The sequence below is a fragment of the Mucilaginibacter sp. P4_C11 genome (genome assembly GCF_056402115.1).
This window is the reverse complement of sequence record NZ_JBFUIA010000028.1, coordinates 61,080-78,076: the sequence shown is the minus strand read 5'-3', so window position 1 is coordinate 78,076 and position 16,997 is coordinate 61,080. Positions and strand designations below refer to the sequence as shown.

Genomic DNA, 16,997 nt, shown 5'->3' with positions numbered 1-16,997 from the left:
GTTTTTTAAATGATTTAATAAAAGATAAGCCATAATTTTTTAATTATGATAATATCTACGGGCTTAGTATGGATTATTTGAAAAACAAAGAGATCAATAAAAAAGGCCGCTCCTTTTTGGGACCGGCCTGTAATTTCAAACGACTTATTAGCGGGCTTACTGCGTAGGTTGCCCTTTATGTGCAGCTACGGACTTGTTGTAATAGTCAAGCAGCTTATCTATATTTTTGAGGTTATACCTGTGCTGTTTAATGCTTTCAACCACCTGCTCCTCATCGCCCAATATCTCCACCATAATATCTTCAAAGTTAGCATCGGTTATGCGCTGCATATCGGCAGTGCTTTCGCCAAAATAATAAGTAGTTTTTGAGCTTTTTCCGCCACCGCCATTACCACCGCCGCCGCCAAGCGAAACACCTACCCCGCCGCCAAGGCCGCCACCGTAACCACCACTGCCGTAGCCCATGGCTACACCCGGCGAAAAATGGACACCGCCACCACCGCCGGTTGCGCCTTTGGCCGCATATAGTTTAAGCGGTTCGTCAAGCACTACCTGTACAAAATCGGTTTCCTCTTTGCTCCATTCTTCGTTACGCGGGGCATGGGCAACCACAAAGCTATCCTTGCCTGCCACAAACGAGCGGATATCACTGGCGCTGAGTTTATAGGGGTTTGTTTTTTCGTCGTCTTTAAACTCAATAAAGCCTTCATCCTTGACAGGGCCTTTGCCGCCCGGATTTAGGCGGATAAAGCCGGTTGTGCGGTTACCTTTTACATCGGTAAAAACACCAGGCTGCCATTTTTGCGATTTTGCTGATACAAAACACAGCATAAAAAATAAAATGATTAAAATTGAGCGCATAACAAGTGTAAAATACAAAGAACGTAATTTTTAGATATTTAATATGATGACTGTTGATTTACGCAGCGACACCGTTACCAAACCAACTCCCGGCATGCTGGAAGCCATGTGGAGTGCCAAAGTTGGCGATGATGTTTTTGGCGAAGATGAAACCATAAACCAACTGGAAGAAAAAGCCGCCGCCATGTTTGGCATGGAAGCGGGCATTTTTTGCCCATCGGGTACCATGACCAACCAGATAGCCATTAAATGCCTTACCCAGCCGCTGGATGAGCTGATTGCCGACCAAACCGCCCACGTGTACCGTTATGAAGGCGGCGGCATTGCCTTTAACTCCGGCGTATCTACCCGTTTACTGAATGGCTATCGCGGTATTATCACTGACGAAATGATTGAGCCGGAAATTAATGCCGAAAATATTCATTATCCCCACACCAGTTTGGTGGTGTTAGAAAACACGGTGAACAAAGGCGGCGGCAGCTGCTATACTTTAAATGATATTAAGCCAATAGCTAAGCTTTGCCAGGCCAGGGATTTAAAACTCCATTTGGATGGTGCCCGTATTTTTAACGCCCTTGCCCATACCGGCGATAAGGCTGTTGATTACGGAACTTATTTTGATGGCATTTCTGTTTGCTTATCTAAGGGGCTTGGCGCTCCGGTTGGCTCGGTTTTACTGGCTGATAAGGCAACTATAAAATACGCCCGCCGCATTCGTAAAGTGATGGGTGGCGGCATGCGCCAGGCTGGTTTCCTGGCCGCGGCAGCTATATACGCATTGGACCACCATGTAGAACGCCTAAAGATAGACCATGCCCATGCCCGTATTTTGGGCGAAGAACTGGCTAATTTAAGCTGGGTAACTCATGTAATGCCCGTAGAAACCAATATTGTACTATTTGATACCGTAGAACCCGCCAAAGCCGTACTGGCCAAACTGGCCGACAAAGGCATCAAAGCCAGCGATACCGATAAACACCGCATCCGTTTTGTAACACACCTTGATGTGCATGCCGGCCAGGTTGAATATTTGGTTGGGGTGCTGAAGGGGCTGTAGAGGTTTATGGTTATACGTTTTAAGTTGTACGTAATACGTTGAAAAAAGCTCCAAAAACGTACAACTTAAAACGTACAACTTATTTCGGTACCCTATCAGCCGATTGGCGTTCAACCATCCAGCCGGGGTATTCTTTCGGCAGTGCGCTCACTTCGTCGATGCGTTTTAGTTCATCGGCAGATAGTTCTACTTCAATTGATTTCAGGTTATCATTCAGCTGATCGATGTTTTTGGCTCCGATAATGGTGCTGGTGATACCGTTTTGCAGGCGAACCCATGCCAGGGCGATTTGGGCAGCAGATACATTTTTCTGTTTGCCTATCTCGCTTATCACATCCACAATATTATAAGCTTTATCCTTATTTATTGGCGGGAAATCAAACGTATCCCTGCGCGATCCTTCTGATTTTTGATTACCGCGGGTAAACTTGCCCGAAATAAAGCCACCTGCCAAAGGGCTCCAGGGCATCACAGCCAGGTTTTGGTCTTTAGCTACGGGCAGCAATTCTCTTTCAATATCCCGCCCCGCTAACGAGTAAAAATATTGCAGCCCTACAAATTTATGCCAGCCATTCTTTTCGGTTATACCGGCGGCTTTCATCACCATCCAGGCAGGCCAGTTGCAACAGGCAATGTAACGCACTTTGCCCGTAAGCACAACATCGTTTAATGCCCGCATAATTTCTTCAACCGGGGTTGCCAAATCCACACCGTGAACGTACAGTACATCAATATGATCAACCTGTAAGCGTTTTAAACTATCATCAACCGAATTAAATATATGGTAACGGGAAAGGCCGGTATTATTGGGGCCCTCGCCCATCCGGCCACGTACTTTTGTAGCAATGATAAGTTCCTGGCGGTTTAACCCAAGATCGATAATTGATTGGCCAAGCAATGTTTCCGATTCGCCAAAGGAATATACGTTGGCCGTATCGATGAAGTTGATGCCCGACTCAACAACGGTTTTCATCAGTTCATTAACCCCCTCCTGTTTTATTTGCCCTATGGCTTCCCAATAGCCTTTGCCACCAAAAGTCATGGTGCCAAAGCAAATTTCGGACACCAACAGGCCGGTGTTACCTAAAAAATTGTATTTCATAAGTTTGATGTTTTGTTGATGGTGAAGTTAGGGAAATGGAAAACAATCAGGAAAGCGGAATCAAGATTTAATGTTTTTTAGGCAGAGAAACATATACATTGTGATATAAATAAAAAAGGCCCCAAAGGGCCTTGTGATTATATCTTAAAAACCACTTTTCATAACAAACCATTAAAAAGTTTATCGGCCAGGTAAAGTTTAAAGTCCTTAATTCTTCCGGTTTCCATATCCTGGCGGGGCAACATTTTAATGCCACTTATGGTTGTCTTACTTCCCAGGTCAATAACAATCTGGTGCGGGTGTTTGGTGGCATTATCCTTCCATTGGGTATGCCAGATGCTGGTATACTGCAGGTCGAACACGTTTTCTGATTTGCCGTCTTCGCCTTTCAGTTCCTCGCTATCGGTATACACCACTTTCCACAAGCCGCGGGGGATTTGCTTTCCATTCTCATCCAGTAATTCCAGTTCGGCCAATGAGGTAAACTGGTCGCCCACAAAGTTATTTAATGCTTCCAGGGCAATATAACGACCGCTTTTTATGGGAAAGGCAAAGGTTTGCCATTTAGTAGAATTTTCCATTACGCCCGAATATAACAGGCTATTCAAATTATTTCCGAACTGCTGCCCGGCTTTACGATGGCTGCTACTCACAGCTTTTATTTCTGTAAGGCTATCCAATATCGGTTTATCCAAACCTTGCAGGCGGGCGGCATATGGCTGGTGCATATCCAATACAACCACTTCATTTTTTCCCTGGTTTAGCCATACTCCGGGTACATACATGGTTTGGGTTGGCCCAATGTTCCAATACCGGCCCAGGCAATGCCCGTTTATCCAGGTAACGCCTTTTTTAAACCAGCGCATATCCAAATAAAAATCATCTTTGCTTTTTACATTAAAGTAGCCTTTGTAAAATGCTGGCTCATTTAACTTAGCTACGGCATTAATTGATTTATATTTAAATACCGGGTTGCCTTCGCCCAACGGAATGGAATAATGTTTCCAGCCCTTTAACATTACCTTTTGCCCACCTGTAACCTTATAAACCTCGCCTTGCAGACCCTTACGATCGCATAAGTAATAACCATAATTAACCCTGCCCATGGCTTCAACAAAAATCCTGAGCCTGGTACGCTTAGTAATTGCCGGAATTTCAATAACATGGTCATTTTTTACCCGGTTTAGTACACCAATAAGTTTATCATCAATAAAAACTTCTGCATAATCATGTACCTCGGTAAAATCCAGCTGTTTTTTTGCGCCGGCCGGCAATGTTGTTTCGTAAACCATCATTCCGTAACCCTGGTTCAAATCTTCCATAAAAAGCGTGGTATCACTTAATACCGGTTTTCCCAATTGACTCATTATCGGGGCTACCATGGTAAGATTAAAAGGCTTTATTTTTTGTACCGGTAACGCTGCAGGCACGTTTGTCAATACCTCGCCTGGCTGAAGATACTTTTTAAGCGTACTACGTAATTCATCGTATTTTGCCGTTGCAGAACCATTTTCGCTTATGGGCGCATCATAATCATAGCTTGATGTTTCGGGGGCGTAAGGCTGACAGTTTGCGCCTGCCCACAGGCCGAATGATGTGCCGCCATGTATCATATAAATGCTAAAAGAAGCCTTGTGATCAAGCATCCAACCAATTTCTTTGATGAGATGATCATTTGAGCCCGTATGGTGCGGCGCACCCCAGCTGTCAAACCAGCCCGGGTAATACTCGCCACACATTAGCGGCCCGCTTGGCTGTACCTGGCGCAAGGCCCTAAAGCCGGCTTCGGGATTATTGCCGAAATTCACCACGGCAAAAATATCCTTTTGAACATCGTTTTTTAGCTGAACAGTACCATCGCAGGTAAACAACGGAACTGTAAAGCCTGCCTCCTTTAAATAATCGCGTATTTTTAAAATGTATTCTTTATCCGCGCCGTAGCTGCCATATTCATTTTCAACCTGTACCATTAGTATGGGCCCGCCCTTTGTTATTTGCAAAGGGCTTAACACCCGGCCAACTTCTTTTAAATATTGGTGGCAACGCTGCATGTAGTAAGCGTCCCGGGTGCGTAATTGAATGTCTTTCTTTTTTAACAGCCACCAGGGCAGGCCACCAAACTCCCATTCGGCACATGAATATGGGCCGGGGCGCAGCAAAACATATAACCCCTCTTCCTGAGCTATTTTACAAAACTCGGCTGCATCTGCCTGCCCTTCCCAGGTAAATTTCCCCGACTCTGTTTCCTGGAAGTTCCAAAACAGGTAAGCGCATACCGTGTTTAAGCCAACGGCTTTCGCCATTTTTAGCCTGTGCCTCCAATACGCCCTGGGTATACGCGCGTAATGCATCTCGCCACAACGAATAACAAAGGGCTTCCCGTTCAATATAAATGATTCTGTGCCAATTTTAAACGGTTCGTTAATTTCCTGCTGACCAAAGGCAGGTTTGGAAGTTAGCACGCATATTAAAAGGAGCAGTTTAATAATACTTTTTTTCATTAAAAATCAATTTTGGGCTGTGTTACTAAATCATTATCAAAACCGGCTAATCTTTTTTTAGCTGGAATGTTATCACAAATGGCTGGGTAAACTTTGCATCCTCTAAATGCAGGTAATATTTGTTTTATCGTTTTTGCGGGAAGCTTTCAAAAAGCATAGATTTCCCCTTTGAATTACAATTGTAACAAAATTATAATCCAAAAAAATAGCTAAAAATTACGCAACCGTTTGCGCATGCCGCAACAAACGTTTGCGTAATTTTTATACCGCCACAACGCCGGGCTGCACCTTATTTTCTATTTTAATTTTAGTTAGTTTCGAGGATGTTAACCCTCAAAATCAATATTTTCATATGCGAAAACTAACTTTTCTGCTTGTTTTATTTTTGCCAATACATCTTTTTGCCCAACAATTTGAACCGGTAAAAGCACTGGTTAAAAGGCGTGCTCCCTGGTTAAGTGATCATATTATTTTCAAGGCCTTAAAATCTCCGGGCTCCGAAATAGCCCAACTTCAAACGGTAAAAAACAAGCTGGTGATCAGCGCATCGGGGCCTAACGCGGCGGCAGTTGGTGTAAACTGGTATTTAAAATATTATTGCAATAGGTCGATGTCGCATATGGGCGATAACCTGGCACCTGTGTTTCCGATTCCGGTTGTTGGCAAAAAAGAGACTGTAAAAGCAGAGGCTAAGTATCGTTATGCATTAAATTATTGTACCTATAACTATACCATGAGTTTTTATAGCTGGGCCGATTGGGAACGGGAGCTTGACTGGATGGCGCTAAATGGTGTTAATACCATGCTTACCGTTGAAGGTATGGAAGCGGTATGGCAAAATACACTGAGGAAGATAAGCTATAACGATAGTGAAATTAACAACTTTATAGTTGGCCCTGCTTATACCGCATGGTGGCTGATGGGCAATATTGAAGGCTGGGGCGGGCCGATGCCGCAAAGCCAGATTGACAACCGGAAGTTGATTCAGCAAAAAATGATAAAGCGAATGCGGGAATTAGGGATTGAGCCTGTTTTGCAGGGCTTTTACGGAATAGTACCAAGCACCTTGAAAAATAAAAGCAAGGCACACATTATAGACCAGGGCACCTGGGGCGCATTTAAAAGGCCCGACATACTTGACCCTACTGATCCGGAATTTAGTCGCATAGCAGGGATATATTACAGCGAAATGCAGGCCTTATATGGTAAAAGTATTCATTTTTTTGCAGGCGATCCTTTTCATGAGGGAGGTAAAACCGATGGGATAGATTTGAAAAAGGCAGGGGCAAGCATACAGGCATCAATGCAAAGTTATTACCCGGGCTCGTCATGGGTATTGCAGGGCTGGCAGGATAACCCCAAACAAGCCATGCTTGACGGTCTCGATAAATCAAAAGTATTGGTACAGGAGCTTTTTGGCGAGTTTACCAACAACTGGGAAAAACGTAAAGCTTATGATAACACCCCGTTCATATGGTGCAGTGTTAACAATTTTGGCGAACGCCCCGGTGTATATGGCAAATTACAGCGCTTTGCCGATGAAATTTACAGGGCCAGGGAAAGCACTTACAGCAATTATCTTAAGGGTGTTGGCATAATGCCCGAAGGCATCAACAACAATCCGCCAGACTATGATTTGATGCTCGAGCTGGGCTGGCGCACAGAACATGTTGATACCCGGACCTGGATTAATGATTACGCCAAATACCGTTATGGTGTAAACAATACACATACAAGTAATGCATGGCAGGGCTTTTTACAAACCATTTACCAAAGTCTTCCCGGTTACCAGGAAGGGGCGGGCGAGTCTATTTTCTGTGCAAGGCCGGCGCTTAAAGTTAAATCAATCTCCAGCTGGGGCACGCTTACCCGAAATTACGATACTGTACAATTTGAAAAAGCGGTAAAAGAGTTTGCCAGGGCTACGCCTGATCTTATAAATTCAGCTACTTATAAAATAGACCTCATCAATATGGTTAGGCAGGTGTTGTCAAATAAAGGAACCCTTGTTTTTAATGACCTGGTAACAGCATACAACAATAAGGATTTACCGGCTTTTAACAAGGCAAGCGAAAAGTTTCTGCACATGATAAAATTGACAGACGACTTACTGAATACAGATGGTTACTTCAGGCTTAACACCTATCTCAAACAAGCTATAGCCAACGGAAACACTGCCGAAGAGAAAGCAAATAACCTAAAAAATGCCTTAATGCAGATTACCTATTGGGGAGAAAACATACGTACCGAAGATAACCTGCATGAATATGCCTATAAAGAATGGGCCGGCCTGGTAGATGGTTACTACCTGCCCCGCTGGGAAATTTATTTTGATTACCTGCGTGGTAACCTGCAGGGCAAAAACGTTACCGAGCCCGATTACTTTTCCTGGGAACGCAAATGGGTGGATGAAAACCAGAAGCTAAATCCCGAAAAACCACACAGACCTTTACAGGAAGTGGTTAAGGAAATTTTATCGATGTAAACTTAGCACACCCATTTTAATTCAAACTAACAGGCCGCTATGCGTCAATTCAAAAAAACAGTCTTAATTACGTTATTAATCTCCCTGGTATTTTCCTCTTCGTATGCGCAAAAGAAAATAGGAACAGAAACACCCGAACAAAAAGCTAAACGCATGGCCTGGTGGACCAACGATCGGTTTGGTATGTTTATTCATTGGGGGCTTTACTCACAAGCCGCGAGGCACGAATGGGTAAAAAGGTGGGAGCGCATGACCAATGAACAATACCAGCCTTACTTTGATGAGTTTAACCCGGATTTATTTAACCCCAAAGAATGGGCGAAGAAAGCCAAAGCAGCCGGAATGAAATATGCCGTGCTTACTACCAAACACCACGAAGGGTTTTGCCTGTTTGATTCAAAATACACTGATTATAAGGCCACCAATACCGCTGCTAAAAGAGATCTTGTTAGAGAATTTGTAAATGCATTTAGAGCCGAAGGCATAAAAATAGGTTTCTATTATTCCTTGTTAGACTGGCACCATCCGGATTTTACGGTTGATGTTTTACACCCATTGCAACCGGCAAGCGAAAAGGATGAGGATTATGATAAGTTAAATAAAGGCCGCGATATGGCCAGGTACCGCACGTACATGCACAACCAGATTAAAGAACTGCTTAGCAATTACGGTAAAATTGATATGCTATGGCTCGATTTTTCGTACCCCGACAACGGCAAACATGGTAAAGGCAGCAAAGACTGGGGATCTGTTGAATTGGTTAAAGAAATAAGAAAACTACAGCCCAATATTATAATTGATAATCGCCTTGATATAAACGAATACCAGGACGGATGGGACTACCTGACACCTGAACAGGTAAACTTAACAGAATGGACCAAAAAAAACGACTACAAAACTTATTGGGAAACCTGCCAAACGTTTTCTGGCTCCTGGGGATATTTCCGCGATGAAAACAGCTGGAAAAGCACCAAACAGTTAGTTACGATGCTGATAGAAGCCGTAAGCAAGCGCGGCAATCTGCTGTTGAATGTGGGCCCTACTGCACGTGGTTTATTTGATAAACGCGCTAACGAAAGGCTGGACGGAATAGCAGCCTGGATGAAATACAACAGCCGCGCTATTTACGGATGCACCGAAGCCCCGGAAACATTTAAAGCGCCTGAACATACTATGCTTACCTATAATGCCAGCGCCAGGCGTTTGTATGTGCATTTGTTAGAGTATCCGGGCAAAACAATCACTTTACAAGGATATAAGGACAAAGTAAAATATATACAGTTTTTGCACGATGCCTCAGAAATTCAAACGGATAACAAATCAAAAGATACAGGAAACGACCTTGTATTAAATCTACCCGAGACCAAACCTGATACCGAGATACCGGTAATTGAATTGGTACTGAACTAATGCTATATACCCGGCTTTAAAAATTAATCCATTTATCATGATCCAAAAATTCATACTTGGCCTTTGTTTGTTAAGCTGTGGCCAGGCAGCACTCGCGCAAAACGAGCACGAAATGTCCACCACGTACCAGGTTCCTAAAGACTCGCTGGTGCGGCAAAAGCTTGCCCAATGGCAGGACCAAAAATTTGGTTTGTTTATGCACTGGGGCACCTACAGCCAATGGGGCGTAGCAGAAAGCTGGACTATTTGCCCCGATGACTGGGTTACACGTACCGGCCCCTATAGTGCTGATTATTTCACCTATAAAAAAGCCTACGAAAACCTGCAAACCACGTTTAACCCTGTAAACTTTAACCCCGAAAAATGGGCAAAAGCCGCAAAAGCCGCGGGCATGAATTATATGGTGTTTACCACCAAACACCATGATGGCTTTAGCATGTTTGACACCAAACAAACGGATTATAAAATTACGGATGCTAAAACGCCTTTCTCAAAAAATCCGCGAAGCAATGTAACCAAAGAAATATTTGACGCCTTTCGTAAAGATAATTTCATGATTGGGGCATATTTCTCTAAACCCGACTGGCACAACCAAAACTATTGGTGGTCGTACTTTCCCCCTAAAGACCACAATGTTAATTACGACCCGCAACGCTACCCCGAACGCTGGCAAAAATTTAAAGATTTTACCTATAACCAGATTGAAGAGTTGATGACCGGCTATGGCAAAGTAGATATTTTATGGCTAGATGGTGGTTGGGTGCGGCCCTCAGCAACAAAGGAAAACGATCCGCAGCACTATAACCAGGATCTTGATATGGCCAAAATAGCCAAAATGGGGCGCAGCCATCAGCCAGGCCTTATTATGGTAGACCGTACCGTTGCCGGCGAATTTGAAAACTATACAACGCCAGAGCAGGAGGTACCAGACAAGCCTTTATCATACCCATGGGAAACCTGTATGACCATTGGTAAATATTGGAGCTACGTGCCGGACGACGAATTTAAACCCAGCCGGCAACTGGTGCAAACGCTTATAAAAATAGTGTCGCGCGGCGGTAACCTGCTGCTTAATATTGCCCCGGGGCCTGACGGCGACTGGAACCCGGTTGCCTATCAAAGACTCCATGATATTGCTAATTGGATAAAAATCAACGGGAGGGGTATTTATGGCTCGGAACCTGCAACCCCCTACTCCGCCGGCAACATCTATTTTACTAAATCGAAAACCACGAAAACGTTATATGCTTTTTGGCTATCTGAAAAAGATGTGTTAAACCTGCCGGCCAACGTAAGTTTCCCGGTTGATAATATCAAGCAAATTAAAAAAGTAAGCTTGCTGGGCAGTATTAAAAAGCTGAAATGGGATTATAAAAACGGTTTGTTAAGCATCAAGATACCTGACGATTTACAAAAAAGTGCCGCTTTAAAGTACAGCGGCACTTTTGTACTGGAGTATTAAAAAACGGCGTTTAGGCCAAAAAACTACCCGAATGAGACAGGGCAAACGCATCTTATTGGGTTAACATAACTTAACACATTTTAGATAAATATTTACAAATAATTGACAATCAATATTTTACATTTTATCATGGTTAACACTAAACTGAGCGCGCAATTTAGGCGCATCCAAATATTTGTGCCTGTTGTTGGCCAATCCAGGTCCCTTTGGTAGCCGGATCATTTAACCATGATCAGCCGATAAAAACCAAGTGTCGTTTGATGCTTATATCACTCATTCTATTAGCCATTTAGATGCGTTTGCCATGATGAGATATCATGCTGGAATCAAATATCACCTGGTTAAAAACAGGAGCCGACGATGTTTCTTCGGTACGGCCGGCAATTAATTCGAAAAGAATTTCTGCTGCCTTTACGCCTTGTTTTTGTGGAAACTGTTCGATAGATGCCATTGGCGAATTATCCATAAAGCTCCAGATAGGCGAATTGGCAAAACTAATAAAGCTTATATCGCGGTTAACTACCAGGTTGTTTTTTTTCATCAGCGACATAGCATCACGTGCTACATAATCATTAAAAGCGATGATAGCCGTTGGTCTTTCTTTTAATGATAATAGCTGCCGCATAGCCCGGTAATTTTGATCGGTTGAAAGATCGGATGAGACAATCAGTTGTGTATTTATAGCTATATTATGACTATTAAGCCCTTTTTTATATGCAGCCAGGCGCTCTTTACTTGCCCCCAGGTGCAATGGGCCATTAATTAACCCGATATTACGATGGCCTTTTTCTACCAAACAATCAACTGCCTGTAACATTCCCGACTGGAGGTTACAGGCAGAATAGTGGATATCCTCCATGTCGGGTATGCGGTCGAAAAACACTACCGGAATGTTATATTTTTTCAATTGGTTAAACACTTCATAATCCGTGGTATTTTTACTTATAGATATGATAACACCATCCAGCCGGTGATTTTTCATGGTATCCAGGATGCTCTTTTCCTTATCAGGATTTTCTAATGACTGCCCTACAAAAACGTTATAATTCTTTTTACTGGCGTAATCTTCTATACCGCTAAGCGCCGAAGAAAAAAAAGCATCAGAAAAATCGGGGAGTACAACGCCGATAGTAAATGTTTTTCGCTGTTTAAAAAATATAGCGGTTTGATTGCGCTCGTAATTTAATTCGTTTGCCACTTTATTAACCCGCATAGTAGTTACGAGGCCAATACTGGGATGCCCGTGAAGAGCCCGGGATACCGTTGAAGCATTTACTTTTAAGCGTTTAGCTATCTCTTTAATTGTGGGGATCTTTTCCATTTGGTAAGCAAGATTAAAACAATGAGTATTTATTATCTGTTAGTCCAAAAAATCGTTGGTGTCAAAATAATTAAAGGGTTAACGTCACCCGTACGATGTGCCATAATTGCAAAGCCGTATGCGTACCTGCATATACGGCTTAATGGTTATTGATAAGCACCTTTATTTATTTGCTGATTAACGATACGCGTGTTGCCGTCAAAATCTGTACTGCCATTAACAATATCAGATATTACCTGCCCGCTATTTTTTGCTGCAGAAGATGTTTGCAAATGAAGATTGAGGCCGGATGTATTTATGAATAAAGGATCGGCACCATTTGTAGAATTAGCATCACTGCCACTGGCGGCTTTCCAGGCATTGTAATCGGTGTACGATGTACCGTTCCAGGTCCACTGTGCAGCACCTGTGGTATAATACAGGTTGTAATCGATAACATTTCCAGATCCTTTAGCCGTGTACTTATGAATAAACATATCTGATGCACCGCCATAAATAACATTGTTCTTAATCACATTATTGGTGCAATCCTCCCTGATACTGATTTCTCCTTCTATTTCGCCAAAAGCACCTAAGGCCTGGTTATTGTTGTATAAGGTATTATTTACTATGGACGAATTACTTGTGCCCGCGCCGGTATAATTCAAATACCCTCCCATATAAATACCCGAGCACCAACAATTATACACAAGGTTATTCCTGATAATAACATGATCAGTAGGGAATCCGTTGGTTTCGCTTACGGCACCAATACCCCTGTCTGTAACCGATACCCGGTTCTTTTCTACCACAACGTTTCTGCCGCCATCTACATAAATACCTATGGCGCCATGCCCGCCAAGCGGCCCTCTTTTGCTTTCAATATTATAAAGGGTATTATCGCTGATAACCCCGTTTCGCGCATAATTAAGTGCAGGATCGGCATTAGCCGCGTAGCCGCCGGCAGCATCAATCCCAATATTTTGCGCGTTATAAATGGTATTGTTGGTAATGGAGAATCCGTCAACATACCCATTGACAGTCAGGTTTTCGCCGTATCCGGTTTTACAATTGTGTATGGTGTTACCGGTAACGGTAATATTAGTTACCGGATCGGATGTGTTCCCGATAATTAAAATGGCATTGCCTCCCCCATTAAGCGGCAACTGTGTATAATCAATACCGTATATGGTGTTGTTTTTTACGGTAATATAATCAGAGCCCCCTTCAACCATAATAGCTTTAGGATCGCCGGTAGATGTTTTAAAATTGCGTATTTCAAAACCGTCAACCACTATAAATTTGGCTTTATCAATAGTTACCAGCGCCTCGCGGCCATTAACGCTAAAAGCGCTGCCATCAATAACCGGCTTCTCGCCACGGTAGGCTTTCAATGTAATATACTTATTCATTACCCCCGACTTTGGGAAAACCACTTTTTCGTTATATATGCCAGCCCGTACCATTACGGTATCGCCGGGGATAGTATGGTTTAGCGCGTTATTAATGGTTTGGAAGGGCGCGTCAATCGTTCCCTTATTAGATTCTAACCCGTTAGCAGATACATAATAGATATGAGCGTCGGCAGGAGGTGTTATAACCCCGGCGCCATTTTTGTTACTGCAACCAAATACCTGCGCCACAAAACCAAGCATTAAAAAAATATTAATATTACGTTTCATCATCTGTAGTTTTTAAATTAAAGATCCCCTATTGTTGTGCGCCCTTACTTATCTTATTGTACACAACACGTGCATTTCCATCAATATCTGTTGCCCCGTTTATATCTGCCGAAATTACCTGCCCGGAATTTTTTGCAGGAGACGATGATTGTATATGAATATCTGGCAGCGAGGTGCTTTTTAGTAAGGGATCTGCACCATATAACGAGTTAGCATCGTTAGCGCTGGCTGTTTTCCATGCACTTAATTTGGTATATGGAGTACCATTGGTGCTGTTCCATATCCATTGCGGAGTACCAGTTGTAAAGTATAAATTGTTATCAATTATGTTGTTGCTCCCGGTTGAAGTATACTTGTGAATAAACACATCAACCGGCCTTGCGTATACAATATTGTTTTTTATTACGTTGTTTATGCAATTTTCAGTAAGCCTTATTTCACCTTCAATCTCACCAAATGCACCTATTACACGATCATTTTGATAAAGGGTATTATTCACCACATAACAGTCTTTAGTTCCGCCGGATGTATAGTTTAAATAATCGCCCATGTATATGCCTGTACGGTAGCAGTTGTACACAAAGTTGTTTCGCACAATGGTGGTTCGGGTAGCATACACGTTACTTTCGCTCACCAGCCCTATCCCACGGTCGCTGTTATATACTTTGTTACGTTCAATAATGGTGTTAGCGCCGCCACACACGTAAATAGAAATGGCGCCATACCTGTCAGCCCCCCAAATTTCCGGTGTTTTGGTCATCGAGTTATCGTGAAACTCGTTATCGCTGATTACTCCATTACGGGCGTAATTGGTGGCAACTGCGCCGGTTTTATTGAGGTTATCGCCACCGGCTACAATTATCCCGATGTTTTCCGTATCGTATACTTTATTATGGCTAAAAATAAAGCCGTCTATATTACCCGCCAACGTTACGTTTTCGCTTGTACCGGTTTGTGTATCATGTACTGTACATCCGGTAATAACCAGGTTGGTAATAGCTGTGGTTCCGTTGCCTATAACCAGTATAGCATGGCCGCTACGCCAATCAGCTAATGAAGCATTGCTTTTAATATTATAAATATTACAGTTTTTAATCGTGATATCGTGCGAGTCGCCGTTAATTGCTATACCCTCGGGATCGGTATTAAAAGCAGCACTTGTAAAATTGCAGATATCAAAACCGTCAAGCGTTATATACCTTACGTTACTTAGAGTGACTAACGACATCCATCCTGAAATAATTATTTTACTTCCGTCTATTACAGGCTTTTCTCCGGGAAATGCTTTTACGGTAATCAATTTATTCATTATTCCCGATTTTGGGAACACCACTTTTTCGTAGTAAGCGCCTCCCCTAACCAGAACGGTATCGCCGGGTGTGGCATGAGTTAACGCGGTATTGATGGTTTGGAAGGGCGCGCCGATTGTGCCTGCATTAGCATCAGACCCGTTTGCTGCCACGTAATAAACATGGATAGCTGCTATGGGCACCACATTATTACCAGCTGTTTTTTTGCTGCAGGCCAGCGTTTGTAAAGCGCAAACACACACTAACAAAATATTGATATAAAATTTCATTGCGTTTTTTTAATTAAGAAATACTTGCTGCCTTGCCTTGCAGTTATTAAATGTTACCGGCGTTTAGCGGCGCAAAGTATAGCCCTCGTAGCAAATTATACGTGCTACGAGGTACCATACAAATCAAACAAAATAAACTATCACTCAAACAGCTTCCCAAATAATGAAAGAGATATTTGTTGGGGCGGATACTCAAAGATTACCACCATCGATCCTGGGAAGCTATTCAGCGCACATATTGGCATTATTCGGAAACTATTTTCCGTATCCGGTTATTATTTTTGTCCAACACGTAAACAGTTCCGTTTTTATCTACAGCAACACCGGTTGGCGCGCTAAAAAGTGCAAACCCTCCTATTGCATCGGTGTATCCGGCTGTACTACTTCCGGCAAAAGTGCTTACTTCAAATGTGCTGGCCTGTATAAAGCGGATACTTTGATCGGGGTGGCCGGTATCGCCATAAACGGTTCCGTTACCTGCCACATATATATTGTTACTGTTATCTACCGCGATGCCCCATGGCAACGAAAATTTTGATACTGCGGGCCCTCCGTTCACATAACCGGCACTCCCCTGCTGCCCGGCAATGATGCTACCCTGCCAGGTTCCGGCAGTATACTTTTTGATAACGTGATCTCCGTTCATTGATACGTATAGATTCCCGGTTTTATCAAACTTGATGCCTGCGGGATAATTAAGGCCGGATACAACTTCTTTAGCAGTCCACTGTGCTGATACCTGGTAAATACTTCCCGGACTGGAGCAGCTTGAGTAATAAACGTAGCCCGAAGTTTTATCAACAGCTACACTCCAGGGCGACTGGTTTCCCCAGGCCCAGGTAGTGGCCGTACCATCAGGGCTTATCTTTCGGACATCCCAGTTGCCCGGGTCGGCAGAGTATACATTGCCTTGGGCATCAACAGCCACATCATAAGGCAAAGAAAAAGTTGCAGCTGTGCCTTTCCCATCAGAATAACCAGAAACCCCCGGATTACCGGCCAGCGTTGTAACGTTTCCGCCGGTATCAATTTTCCGGATACAGTGATTCCCCGGATCGGCAACATAAACATTCAGGTTATCATCAACAGCTACACCGCAGCTCCTGTACCAACCCTGGCCACTAAAATCAAACATGGCATCTGTTCCCTGCCCATTGGCAAAACCGGCTTTACCCGACCCGGCCAGCGTAGTAACCGTCCTGGTATACTGGTAAGTAAAATTAGTTGTGCTTGTTGCCGTTCCCTTACCTATAGCTACCATAATAGGCCCGGTTCCGGCTTTTTTGGGTATCACTACCATCATTTGCGTGGTATTGGCACCGATGATTTTGAGTTTTACCCCGTTAAGGGTAACCGCAATTTGCGAAGTATCTGTTGAAAAATTACTGCCGTTAATAAGCACTTCTGTTCCGCCGCCACCCTGTGCCGGAATAAAGCTGTTAATGTTAATTGGCGAGTTGCTATTATGTGTGGGAGTTTTGTCTTTTTTACAACTTATAAAAGCTATCATTATAAAAACCCCGCCGGCAAATAAGCATTGATTTATGCTTTTTGACAT

11 protein-coding genes are annotated in these 16,997 nt (G+C 43.2%); 4 read left to right on the top strand and 7 right to left on the bottom strand.

The window, feature by feature from the left end; all coding sequences use genetic code 11:
• Positions 1-156: 156 nt before the first annotated feature.
• Positions 157-861: a hypothetical protein gene (locus tag AC1DU2_RS22905; RefSeq protein ID WP_477387155.1), complete on the bottom strand. Its 705-nt coding sequence runs from the start codon at positions 859-861 to the stop codon at positions 157-159.
• Positions 862-904: 43 nt separating this feature from the next.
• Between AC1DU2_RS22905 and AC1DU2_RS22900 the strand changes: the two genes are divergently transcribed.
• Entirely contained in the window at positions 905-1,918 is a 1,014-nt protein-coding gene (locus tag AC1DU2_RS22900) for a threonine aldolase family protein (RefSeq protein ID WP_477387153.1), read from the top strand.
• Positions 1,919-1,997: 79 nt separating this feature from the next.
• Here AC1DU2_RS22900 and AC1DU2_RS22895 read toward each other — a convergent pair whose 3' ends face one another.
• Positions 1,998-3,020: an aldo/keto reductase gene (locus tag AC1DU2_RS22895; protein ID WP_477387151.1), complete on the bottom strand. Its 1,023-nt coding sequence runs from the start codon at positions 3,018-3,020 to the stop codon at positions 1,998-2,000.
• Positions 3,021-3,178: 158 nt separating this feature from the next.
• Positions 3,179-5,521 carry a beta-galactosidase gene (locus AC1DU2_RS22890; RefSeq protein ID WP_477387149.1) on the bottom strand — a complete coding sequence of 781 codons (2,343 nt, stop codon included), beginning with the start codon at positions 5,519-5,521 and terminating at the stop codon, positions 3,179-3,181.
• A 352-nt stretch (positions 5,522-5,873) separates the two neighbouring features.
• On the opposite strand from AC1DU2_RS22890, the gene AC1DU2_RS22885 reads away from it, so the two are divergent.
• From AC1DU2_RS22885 to AC1DU2_RS22875, 3 genes are read left to right on the top strand one after another with little or no spacing between them, the layout of a single operon-like run.
• Positions 5,874-8,006 (top strand): alpha-N-acetylglucosaminidase, encoded by a 2,133-nt coding sequence (locus AC1DU2_RS22885; RefSeq protein ID WP_477387147.1) that lies wholly within the window; start codon positions 5,874-5,876, stop codon positions 8,004-8,006.
• Positions 8,007-8,045: 39 nt separating this feature from the next.
• A complete protein-coding gene (locus AC1DU2_RS22880; RefSeq protein ID WP_477387145.1) occupies positions 8,046-9,416 on the top strand; it encodes an alpha-L-fucosidase in 1,371 nt (456 codons plus the stop codon).
• Between the two features lie 37 nt (positions 9,417-9,453).
• Positions 9,454-10,878, top strand: coding sequence for an alpha-L-fucosidase (locus tag AC1DU2_RS22875; protein ID WP_477387143.1), 1,425 nt, complete (start codon positions 9,454-9,456; stop codon positions 10,876-10,878).
• A gap of 289 nt (positions 10,879-11,167) precedes the next feature.
• Here AC1DU2_RS22875 and AC1DU2_RS22870 read toward each other — a convergent pair whose 3' ends face one another.
• The 4 genes from AC1DU2_RS22870 to AC1DU2_RS22855 all read right to left on the bottom strand — a co-directional run bounded on the left by AC1DU2_RS22870 (position 11,168) and on the right by AC1DU2_RS22855 (position 16,997).
• Positions 11,168-12,199, bottom strand: coding sequence for a LacI family DNA-binding transcriptional regulator (locus tag AC1DU2_RS22870; protein WP_477387141.1), 1,032 nt, complete (start codon positions 12,197-12,199; stop codon positions 11,168-11,170).
• 146 nt (positions 12,200-12,345) lie between these two features.
• Positions 12,346-13,863: a right-handed parallel beta-helix repeat-containing protein gene (locus AC1DU2_RS22865; RefSeq protein WP_477387139.1), complete on the bottom strand. Its 1,518-nt coding sequence runs from the start codon at positions 13,861-13,863 to the stop codon at positions 12,346-12,348.
• 25 nt (positions 13,864-13,888) lie between these two features.
• Positions 13,889-15,439 carry a DUF1565 domain-containing protein gene (locus AC1DU2_RS22860; RefSeq protein WP_477387137.1) on the bottom strand — a complete coding sequence of 517 codons (1,551 nt, stop codon included), beginning with the start codon at positions 15,437-15,439 and terminating at the stop codon, positions 13,889-13,891.
• A gap of 244 nt (positions 15,440-15,683) precedes the next feature.
• Positions 15,684-16,997, bottom strand: coding sequence for an IPT/TIG domain-containing protein (locus tag AC1DU2_RS22855; RefSeq protein WP_477387135.1), 1,314 nt, complete (start codon positions 16,995-16,997; stop codon positions 15,684-15,686).

What these genes read in the sequence shown, in the direction of transcription:
- AC1DU2_RS22895 (WP_477387151.1), bottom strand. Translation starts at nt 3,020, where the DNA reads ATGAAATACAATTTTTTAGGTAACACCGGCCTGTTGGTGTCCGAAATT.
- AC1DU2_RS22880 (WP_477387145.1), top strand. Translation starts at nt 8,046, where the DNA reads ATGCGTCAATTCAAAAAAACAGTCTTAATTACGTTATTAATCTCCCTG.
- AC1DU2_RS22905 (WP_477387155.1), bottom strand. Translation starts at nt 861, where the DNA reads ATGCGCTCAATTTTAATCATTTTATTTTTTATGCTGTGTTTTGTATCA.
- AC1DU2_RS22890 (WP_477387149.1), bottom strand. Translation starts at nt 5,521, where the DNA reads ATGAAAAAAAGTATTATTAAACTGCTCCTTTTAATATGCGTGCTAACT.
- AC1DU2_RS22855 (WP_477387135.1), bottom strand. Translation starts at nt 16,997, where the DNA reads ATGTCAAAAAGCATAAATCAATGCTTATTTGCCGGCGGGGTTTTTATA.
- AC1DU2_RS22900 (WP_477387153.1), top strand. Translation starts at nt 905, where the DNA reads ATGATGACTGTTGATTTACGCAGCGACACCGTTACCAAACCAACTCCC.
- AC1DU2_RS22870 (WP_477387141.1), bottom strand. Translation starts at nt 12,199, where the DNA reads ATGGAAAAGATCCCCACAATTAAAGAGATAGCTAAACGCTTAAAAGTA.
- AC1DU2_RS22865 (WP_477387139.1), bottom strand. Translation starts at nt 13,863, where the DNA reads ATGATGAAACGTAATATTAATATTTTTTTAATGCTTGGTTTTGTGGCG.
- AC1DU2_RS22860 (WP_477387137.1), bottom strand. Translation starts at nt 15,439, where the DNA reads ATGAAATTTTATATCAATATTTTGTTAGTGTGTGTTTGCGCTTTACAA.
- AC1DU2_RS22885 (WP_477387147.1), top strand. Translation starts at nt 5,874, where the DNA reads ATGCGAAAACTAACTTTTCTGCTTGTTTTATTTTTGCCAATACATCTT.
- AC1DU2_RS22875 (WP_477387143.1), top strand. Translation starts at nt 9,454, where the DNA reads ATGATCCAAAAATTCATACTTGGCCTTTGTTTGTTAAGCTGTGGCCAG.